General features: G+C 42.2%; 11 protein-coding genes and 1 pseudogene. 7 read left to right on the forward strand and 5 right to left on the reverse strand.

What is annotated here, in order from left to right:
- Window positions 1–201: 201 nt before the first annotated feature.
- Together ABZA00_RS15230 and ABZA00_RS15235 are read right to left on the reverse strand one after the other, a co-directional pair.
- Window positions 202–792 (reverse strand): amino acid ABC transporter ATP-binding protein, encoded by a 591-nt coding sequence (locus ABZA00_RS15230; RefSeq protein ID WP_372883022.1) that lies wholly within the window; start codon window positions 790–792, stop codon window positions 202–204.
- Entirely contained in the window at window positions 764–937 is a 174-nt protein-coding gene (locus tag ABZA00_RS15235) for an ATP-binding cassette domain-containing protein (RefSeq protein ID WP_372883012.1), read from the reverse strand. The genes ABZA00_RS15230 and ABZA00_RS15235 overlap by 29 nt, the downstream gene beginning before the upstream one ends.
- Between ABZA00_RS15235 and ABZA00_RS15240 the strand changes: the two genes are divergently transcribed.
- A complete protein-coding gene (locus ABZA00_RS15240; RefSeq protein ID WP_372883013.1) occupies window positions 936–1,076 on the forward strand; it encodes a hypothetical protein in 141 nt (46 codons plus the stop codon). The genes ABZA00_RS15235 and ABZA00_RS15240 overlap by 2 nt on opposite strands.
- 319 nt (window positions 1,077–1,395) lie before the next feature.
- On the opposite strand, the gene ABZA00_RS15245 is transcribed toward ABZA00_RS15240, so the two are convergent.
- Together ABZA00_RS15245 and ABZA00_RS15250 are read right to left on the reverse strand one after the other, a co-directional pair.
- Window positions 1,396–2,523 (reverse strand): zinc-binding dehydrogenase, encoded by a 1,128-nt coding sequence (locus tag ABZA00_RS15245; protein ID WP_372883014.1) that lies wholly within the window; start codon window positions 2,521–2,523, stop codon window positions 1,396–1,398.
- A 103-nt stretch (window positions 2,524–2,626) separates the two neighbouring features.
- Window positions 2,627–3,304 (reverse strand): glutathione S-transferase family protein, encoded by a 678-nt coding sequence (locus tag ABZA00_RS15250; RefSeq protein ID WP_372883015.1) that lies wholly within the window; start codon window positions 3,302–3,304, stop codon window positions 2,627–2,629.
- Window positions 3,305–3,911: 607 nt separating this feature from the next.
- Here ABZA00_RS15250 and ABZA00_RS15255 point away from each other — a divergent pair.
- The 6 genes and pseudogenes from ABZA00_RS15255 (at window position 3,912) to ABZA00_RS15280 (ending at window position 7,559) form a co-directional block, all read left to right on the forward strand.
- Complete coding sequence (locus ABZA00_RS15255) at window positions 3,912–5,090, forward strand: MFS transporter (protein WP_372883016.1); 1,179 nt, start codon at window positions 3,912–3,914, stop codon at window positions 5,088–5,090.
- A gap of 118 nt (window positions 5,091–5,208) precedes the next feature.
- The gene (locus tag ABZA00_RS15260; RefSeq protein ID WP_372883017.1) at window positions 5,209–6,366 is read left to right on the forward strand and encodes an MFS transporter; all 1,158 of its coding nucleotides are present in this window, start codon (window positions 5,209–5,211) and stop codon (window positions 6,364–6,366) included.
- Between the two features lie 184 nt (window positions 6,367–6,550).
- Window positions 6,551–6,967: an IS200/IS605 family transposase gene (gene tnpA, locus ABZA00_RS15265; RefSeq protein WP_372883018.1), complete on the forward strand. Its 417-nt coding sequence runs from the start codon at window positions 6,551–6,553 to the stop codon at window positions 6,965–6,967.
- Window positions 6,968–7,104: 137 nt separating this feature from the next.
- The gene (locus tag ABZA00_RS15270) at window positions 7,105–7,272 is read left to right on the forward strand and encodes a hypothetical protein (RefSeq protein WP_372883019.1); all 168 of its coding nucleotides are present in this window, start codon (window positions 7,105–7,107) and stop codon (window positions 7,270–7,272) included.
- A pseudogene (locus tag ABZA00_RS15275) lies at window positions 7,272–7,316 on the forward strand (hypothetical protein); the annotation flags it as partial. The gene ABZA00_RS15270 and the pseudogene ABZA00_RS15275, both read left to right, overlap by 1 nt.
- 60 nt (window positions 7,317–7,376) lie before the next feature.
- Window positions 7,377–7,559, forward strand: a complete 183-nt coding sequence (locus ABZA00_RS15280) for a hypothetical protein (RefSeq protein ID WP_372883020.1) — start codon at window positions 7,377–7,379, stop codon at window positions 7,557–7,559.
- A gap of 69 nt (window positions 7,560–7,628) precedes the next feature.
- Here the strand turns inward: ABZA00_RS15280 and ABZA00_RS15285 are convergent, their stop codons facing one another.
- On the reverse strand, window positions 7,629–8,510 hold the full coding sequence (locus tag ABZA00_RS15285; RefSeq protein ID WP_372883021.1) for a LysR family transcriptional regulator: 882 nt from the start codon (window positions 8,508–8,510) through the stop codon (window positions 7,629–7,631).
- Between the last annotated feature and the right edge of the window lie 76 nt (window positions 8,511–8,586).

Raw genomic sequence — 8,586 nt, forward strand, 5'->3', positions numbered from 1 at the left:
ATACCAATTGGATTAATTAAATGATCTGTTTAGGCGTCAGGAAAAATAAATGAAAGCGAGGCATTGATTGCAGTAACTAGTTGTTCTAATTGCAAAATCAATAACGAAGCTAGCATTTATTTTAACAAGCATAAATGATCAGATAATTAATCTGATTGGTATTATCTATTGTTGATGGGGCTCTTCCCACCAACAGCTTAATTACTCGCGCAAAATCCGCCCCAGAAAGCGTTGGGTTCTTGGATCCTTAGGGTTGCTAATTAATTGATCAGTTGGCCCCTGTTCAATAATTTTACCTTCAGCCATAAATATCACACGGTCGGCAATATCACGGGCAAACTCAATTTCATGGGTAACGATCACCATGGTGTGATGTAGCTCAGCCAAACGTTTTATTAAGCCGAGCACTTCATCTAACCATTCGGGGTCGAGCGCCGATGTGGGCTCATCGAAGAGAATAACCTGGCTTTGAGTTGCCATCGCCCTGCCGATGCCGATACGCTGTTGTTGACTGCCCGAGGGCTGGCTGGGGTAGTGGTTGGCGTGTTCAACAAGACCTATCTCTTCGAGAATCTCAAGAGCGCGGGTATTCGCCTCAGGTTTGGATTGTTTCCAAACTGTTATCAGCGCTTCGCTGATATTTTCCTGTGCCATTTTATTGGCAAACAGGGCATAGTTTTGAAACACAAAAGAGAGGTTGCGGCGCAAGGCAATGCTCTGCTTCCGGGTTGCCGTTGCGCTATCAACCTTAAGACCATCAAGTTCAATAGTGCCAGCAGAGGGGGGGCAGATAGTTCAGGCAGCGCAGTAGTGTGGATTTTCCTGTTCCGGAAGTGCTGATAACGGCGATGATCTCACCCGCGTTAACTTCAAAATAGATTCCCTTCAGAACCTTTTTTTTACCAAAATATTTACTGAGATTGGTTACTTTTATCATGCTAATTCTTAAAAATATCGGTTGTGATATGGCGCAGGGTTATATGATCTCCCGGCCACTGCCGGCAGAAGAGTATGCTAAATGGCATATTCTGCATAAGGGCGTTTTTGCTAAAAAAATACAATGCAATGTAAGTTAATTGTCAAAACATTTTATTTACGACAGATCCTTGCCAGGGACTATAATCCTAAACCTTTATTTTTTAATGCGGAAGTTGTTAAGAATAATTTACTCCGGTTACAACTTCGTAATGACGGACAAGGACGCCGAGGCGAAGCGGAAATAACCCTTGTCAAAAATGGTAGGGCGTCCATCTGGATTTAAAACAGCGCTGTATTATATGAATATGGCAGGGAAATAATCTTCTCTGTATGCATAATCGAAAGGTGTGTACAGCACACCTTTCGATTATCAAATGACAATTACAATAAATTTAATTTATTCAATCACTTAAGTGCTTACTTTTGAGGTGCAATTAAGTACTTTTCACCGGTAGCCTGTTTAGAGTAAGCCGCGATCGATCGTAATTGTAATGCTTCAGGCAATGACACTTCATGTGTGTAGTGGCTGGCAAATGTGGTGGTGATTTCATCTGCAACACGTTTGCGCATCGCAGCGACAGTTTCACTGCCTAATTTACCTAGCGCATTGAATAATAAGAATCCATTGACACCCCAAGCAAATCCGAAGTTACGATTTAGGGTAATAGGGCCACGGTCTAATGCGCCATAAATGTAAACTTGTTTGAAAGTATTCGATCCATAAATGGTGTGTTCTTTCATATCTCGCACCACAGCAGCTTCCATACAGTTAAGAATGTCACTGGTTAATTGACCGCCACCAATTGGGTCAAACGCAATAGTTGCACCGGTTTCAATAATCGCCGCCGTTAAGTCTGCAAGGAAAGTCTCACTGCTTGAGTTGACAACATATTTTGCGCCCATACCACGTAACAGTGTTTCCTGTTCTGCTTTACGTACAATGTTAATTAAATCGATGCCATCGGCAATACAAATACGGTTTAGCATTTGCCCAAGGTTAGACGCCGCCGCTGCGTGAATGATGGCTTTATGGCCTTCAGCACGCATGGTTTCCACCATCGCTAATGCGGTAAGCGGGTTAACAAAAGAAGATGCGCCTTGTTTAGCCGTCGTGCCTTCTTTTAATACCAGGCAGCTTTGTACATTTGCACATAGATATTGACGATAAGTTCCACCGCCAATTACAGCAACGGTTTTTCCCATTAATGCTTGTGCCGCAGGCGATGAGCCAGCTGCAACAACAGTTCCTGCGCCTTCATTACCAACTGGTGTTGCTTTACCAACACGTGTTTTAAGTGATGGCATAAACTGGGCTGGAACATCAGCAGTAATGACCGGGTTTTGCTCTGTGCCTGATTGTGTCGCGGTTGACATATCAGCGGCGCTGAACAGAACCCCCAAGTCAGATGGGTTTAATGGCGCTGCTTCAATGCGAATAACCACTTCATCGGCAGCAGGTTGCGGCATTTCAATTTCTTGTAAGGCCAGTGTTAATTTATTGTCTTCGCTGATTGTTGAAGTTAGTTGGATATTTGACTCTGTCATTTAGGTGTTCTCCTGCAAATAATTAAACTATATGGTGCTCTAGGCTCTATTTGTCGTTGAATTCAAGTGAATACTTCTGTATTGATAATTTTATTGCTAAGTACTATTTAGCTTTCGCTGCTTTAAACTGAGCTTTCAGTTTCTGCATAAACTCGGGCATGTTTGCCAGGCGATCTGCCTCCACGTTTTGGGCAATAGCAGATTGACTCATAGAATCGTTCCACTCTTTCATTCCAGGTACCTCTGCAAGTACATCCCAGTCAAGTTGACTAGCGCCAAAAGTGCTGACAATGGTGTTTACGTAATAAACGTAGATGTCAGCCATCGTAAATTGTTGACCTGCAATCCAGGGTGAAAACCGACACAAGCGGCTTAAGGCGGCAATGCCGCGCTTTAATACCTGGCGTACTTCAGCTTTAAGCGATTCAGGAGCTTCTGTACCCGAAAATGCATAAGGTATAAGCCGTCTGCTTGGCAGTTCAAAATACAGCTCTGCTATTTTCATAATTTGGCGAACAACTGCACGCTCTCCTGCATTTTCAGGGTATAGCGGAGCGGCAGGGTAGCTCTCTTCGATAAAGTCACAAATGACACTCGACTCTGAAATATTAAAGCCTTCAGCTGTTGTGATAACAGGTACTTTGCCTGCCGGACTGATTGCCAGTAACTCGTCACTACCACCGTAAAGAAGGTTTTCTTGGAATGGCAATTGTTTGTATAGAAGTACATGTTTTACCAGGTTGTAATAGTTGCTGGCGGCAAAACCGTGCAAAGTAATCATAAAGCAGTTTTCCATCATTAACGTGAAGATTGCAATGTTTAAGTTAAACGCATTATTACTTGTTTTAATTTGCTTATATATAAGGAAAAATGCGAATCACAATTGCTTTTAAGACAATAATAAAACGGCGAGGAGGTGAACCAGGTCTGGCGACGCTAGAGCGCCATATAGTTTAAAAAGCGAACACCAGAGCTGACTGAAAATTGTCCAAACAAGGCGTGTTAGCGAAGGAATAGTGACCTATTTCAAGCTGACACAACGTAGTATGGACTATTTTCAGGCACTCCCGAAGGGCGAGGCCCAAATAACCACATGCAGCGTTAAATTTCTTCGATTTAGCGCACTAAATCTTCAAAAATTTGCCTTGCCTGAGGCCATTTGGTCTCTCGCTGGTGCCGTTTTTTTAAACTATATGGCGCTCTAGAACCTGATGCAACTTCGGTGGCTAATCATGCTGGGTGAAAAACCTGCGTGCCTATTTGAACCACGCTGTATATTAAAAAAATTATGTATTCAGTATTTGTATAGATTCAATTAAATATTGTCATTTTTGTTATGGGCTAATAAGCCCTATCATCCACGCATAATTTTTCCACCGGAGATGAAAATGGAAATGAGTAACACCGTACAATATCAGCCATTAAGTCGATTTATTTTATTACTGATGACAACAGCAATTGCCGCAACGGCTGCAAACCTCTATTACAACCAACCTATTTTACCGCTTATTGCCAACGAGTTTAATTTAACTCACTCACAATTAGGCAGTATTCCGGCATTAACGCAATTTGGTTATGCCTTTGCGTTGTTATTTATCTCACCTTTGGGTGACTCAATTGCTCGCAGGCGCTTAATCGCTATTTTATCGTGCTTACTGGTTGTGGCTTGTAGTTTTGCAGTGATAGCAGCCAGTTTGCCGGTGTTATTAGCTGCGGTGTTTTTAATTGGCGTCAGCGCCAATATTACGCAACAGTTAATTCCCTTTGCTGCCTCAATTGTCCCGCCTGAGAAAAAAGGCGCAACTCTTGGCACATTAATGATGGGGTTAACCCTTGGTATTTTACTTTCAAGAACCCTAAGCGGATTTGTTGGTGAACACTTTGGCTGGCGCAGTGTATTTATTATGTCAGCGGGGTTGGCGACTGTATTTGGTGTTTTACTGTATTCATTTTTACCGACGAATAAACCGCACAGCAACTTACGTTATTTGCCACTTATAAAAAGCAGCGTGAGTTTATTTGTTAAACATAAATCACTGCAAATATTTGCCCTTACTGGCGCATTTTGGTTTGCTTCTTTTAATGTACTTTGGGCAACACTTGCTCTTTATGTAAGCGATGCACCTTTTAATTACAATGCACAGCAAGCGGGACTCTTTGGGGTGATTGCATTAGCGGGTGTTATTGGTGCTAAATCTTCTGGCAAATGGGTCAATATAACTGGCTCTAAAAAATTAGTAATGATTGTACTAACGCTAGCGGCTGCCGGCTTTGCAATAACCGGGTTGTTTGCAGGAAACCTGGTTGCATTGATTGTGGGTATTTTTTTAATCGACTTTGCCATCTTTAGCGCACAAGTGGCTAATCAGGTACGTGTATTTAGCATCGGCCCAACTGCACAAAGCCGAATCAATGGCATTTACATGCTGTTCTATTACACCGGTGGAGCGCTAGGCTCTATTATCGGCGTTAAAGCATTTTCACTTTATCAATGGCCGGGTGTTGTAGCTGTCAGCATTGTATTAATTTCACTCAGTGCGATTTTAAATTCTTTTGCAAAAAAATAAAAATTTTTCACTGCCATAACTACTCAGTGCCCTTGATAAACTTTGTCTTTTTATAAAAAAGGCTTGCATAGCAAACACCTGAGTAGTTACCTTTTTTAAAACATTATTAGAGACTTGTATGAAAAAACTAAAAGCGACGGGTAGCTACACTTTACTGTGCATTGCCTGTTTAACTATTATGGTGGGCGCGCTTGTAGCGCCTGGTTTAATCAGTATTTCGAGTGCATTGGGTGTGGCCGATAACGCCATATTATTAATTACATTACCCGCTTTAGGCGCTGTTATTTTTGCACCCATTTCCGGCAGGTTGATTGATAAGTACGGCGCTTATAAATCGCTTGTTGCTGGATTGTTTTTATATGGTTTTTTAGGTGCAAGCGTTTATTGCTTACATGGCCCGGTATTTGTTTTTGCTAACCGTATTTTACTTGGTGGGGTAACTTCTGTGGTGATGGCTGGCTGTACGATGTTAATTTCGCAGTGGTATTTTGGTCAAGCACGCTTAGGCATGATGGCTAAACAAGGTATGGCGATAGAGCTGGGCGGCGTAATATTTTTGTTTGTAGGTGGCTTACTTGCCGCGCAATACTGGGCATTACCGCTATCACTTTATTTAATTGCTTGGCTGTTCTTAGCGATGCTTTTATTCTTTGTACCACGTCAACACCCTGTTGAAGTAGAAGCCGATGCACCCGAAGATCATACAATGCTTGAGAGAGGATTATCACTTAAAAGTGTGTATTTAGTTACTGTGTTTTCTATGGTTTCGTTTTTTGTAGCCGTCGTTTTACTACCAAGTACCATGCACTCACAAGATTATAATGAAGAACAAGTTGGTTTATTACTTGCGCTTATCTCATTAATTGCCGTTGCCGCGGCCCACTTTATGCCCAAGGTAACTAAACAGCTTGGCGAGCAAAACGTATTAGCACTCGCCTTTATCAGTTACGGTTTATCGTATATTTGCTTTTTGCAAACGGGTACGCCTACATTAGTGTCTGGCGCTCTTTTTAGCGGTATTGGTTTTGGCTTTAGCATTCCGCTTTTAAACCATATGACGGTTGAACGCAGCGAAGCAAACGTACGTGGCCGTAATTTATCGTATTTTACGATGGCAGTGTTCTTTGGCCAGTTTTTAACCTCATTTATTGAGTACATACCCGGTGGAACAGATAATGTATTTATCAGCAGCATTATTCTAAGCGTTACTGCTGCACTAACCCTGTTTGTTACCGGCAGCAGCAAATTACAGCAAGTAACAACAGATGAAGTTTAATAAAAAATAACGACTCAGGTTAGCCTGAGTCGTTATTTCACTTGCAACAAAAGTCCAGAATCCCATCTCATTTAATTAAACATTGATAAACCCCCAGCTCAGCTGGGGTGACTCGCATAGGTTTGACCGTGACTACGGTGGGGGTATCTTCTTTGCTCGACCAAAAGTAAAGAGGAAAAAACCTATGCGAGACTATAAGAGTTTGTCTCATACCCGTTGGGATTGTAAATACCATATTGTATTTATCCCTAAAAAAAGACAGAAACTAATATATGGAGCGATTAGAAAACACTTAAGTGAAACGTTCCATGAATTAGCTAAAAGAAAAGGTGTAATAATCGAAGAAGGGCATTTGATGAGGGATCATGTTCATATTTGTTTGAGTACCCCTCCCAAGTTTGCCGTTTCAAATGTAGTGGGTTATTTGAAAGGTAAAAGTGCTATTTCGATAGCGAAGAACTTTCGAGGACGCCAACGGAATTTTAATGGCGAAAATTTTTGGGCTCGAGGATATTTCGTTTCCACTGTTGGTTTAGATGAAAATATGGTTCTTGAATATATTAGAAATCAAGAAAAAGAAGATGAACATCGAGATCAATAAAGCTTCAAATGTAATACGGCAACGCCTTGGGCGTTTACTTTAGCCCTTTGAGGGCGTAATCAAATAAGCCTCCGGCTCTGCCGGAGGTAATTTAACTTTCAGTTGTTATCTTTCCGGAAAGATAAATAAGAAGCCGCATGGACAAACATATAACAAAATCAATAGTAGTATTGCTTGCAGCTATTTCTGCTATCACTCCCTTTGCAATTGATGGTTACCTTCCTGCTATTCCTGTGATTGCCGGTGTTTTACACAGTAAAACATCAATGGTTTCTATCCATCGGGTCTGGCTAATGGTCAACTGATAGGCGGACCATTATCGGATCGCTTTGGCCGTAAGCCGGTTACCATTTTTGGTCTGTTGATTTTTGCCGCTGGCAGCTTGCTGCTTGGTAATGCAGTTGTCCTTGTGAACTGTGCTAATGGCTTGCTGCTGCGTAAATATGAGCCTGAAAACCTGCTTAAGATCTTCCTCGGAATGCAGTTTATTGGTGGAGTGGTATTGGTGGGCTCAATGCTGATTCGAGCAGATAATCTCTGGATTGTAGTATTTGCTTTTACATTGTGCCCGCTGCAATTGCCGGTATTTTAGCGAACTCCAGCAGCTGTTTTATAGACTTCCTGGAGAAGAGTAATATTTGCAATAATAAAATAGCCGGGGTTACAAAGAGAGCCTTGGCTGAATAAAATCAATAAATGCCGATATACGCCGCGCAACAGAAGAAGACTTATAAAATACGGCATTAATCTGCTCGCGATCGGTATTGAGCAATTTTCCCTGCTCTAATAACGGCACTAACCTGCCGGCTGCGATATCCTTATTGACCATAAAACCCGATAAGCAGGCAATGCCATTTCCTGCGAGTGCAAGTTGGCGCACCGTTTCACCATTACTGGCGGTCAATGTCGGCTCAATATAATCAATCCCGGCTAATGGCCAGCGGTTTAATACCTTTGCGCCGGCAAAACCAATCAATTGATGGCTCGATAAATCGCTGGCGCTTTTTGGCACGCCTCTTTTGGCCAGATACTCTGGTGACGCCACCATATATAACAAACTTTTTCCTAACGGCCGCGCATGTAACGTGGAATCGCTTAATTTACCAATGCGGATCGCCAGATCGGTTCTTTTTTCCAACAGATCCACAAAACCTTCATTGCAGGTGATCTCCAGTTGAATATCAGGAAAGGCTTGTTTAAAAGACTGAATCAGTGGTACCAACTGATGAAAAACAAAGGGGCTTGCCGCATCGATCCGTAGCCTACCTGCGGGTAGCTCACCGCGTGACACAAGTTCTTCTTCTGCCTGTTGAATTTGTAACAACCCCAGACGTACCGAATCAACAAACTGCCGGCCTTCATCGGTTAGTTCTATCCGCCGGGTGGTGCGATTTAAAATGGTGACAGCAAGCTGCTTTTCTATTTTGCTCACTGCGCGGGACACTCTTGCCACCTGAATATTAAGTGCATCGGCTGCTGCTGAAAAACCACCGCTGTCGATTACCGCCAGTAAAATCTCTAAATCATCAGAACGCGTCAGCATGCCGTTTTCCTTTCGTCATCCATTTTATATTTGCAATATTAACAAAAGTAATTTGCCAATAACATTATTTATTACA

Origin of the sequence: Psychromonas sp. (genome assembly GCF_041586535.1) — a bacterium.
Taxonomy (GTDB): Bacteria; Pseudomonadota; Gammaproteobacteria; order Enterobacterales; family Psychromonadaceae; genus Psychromonas.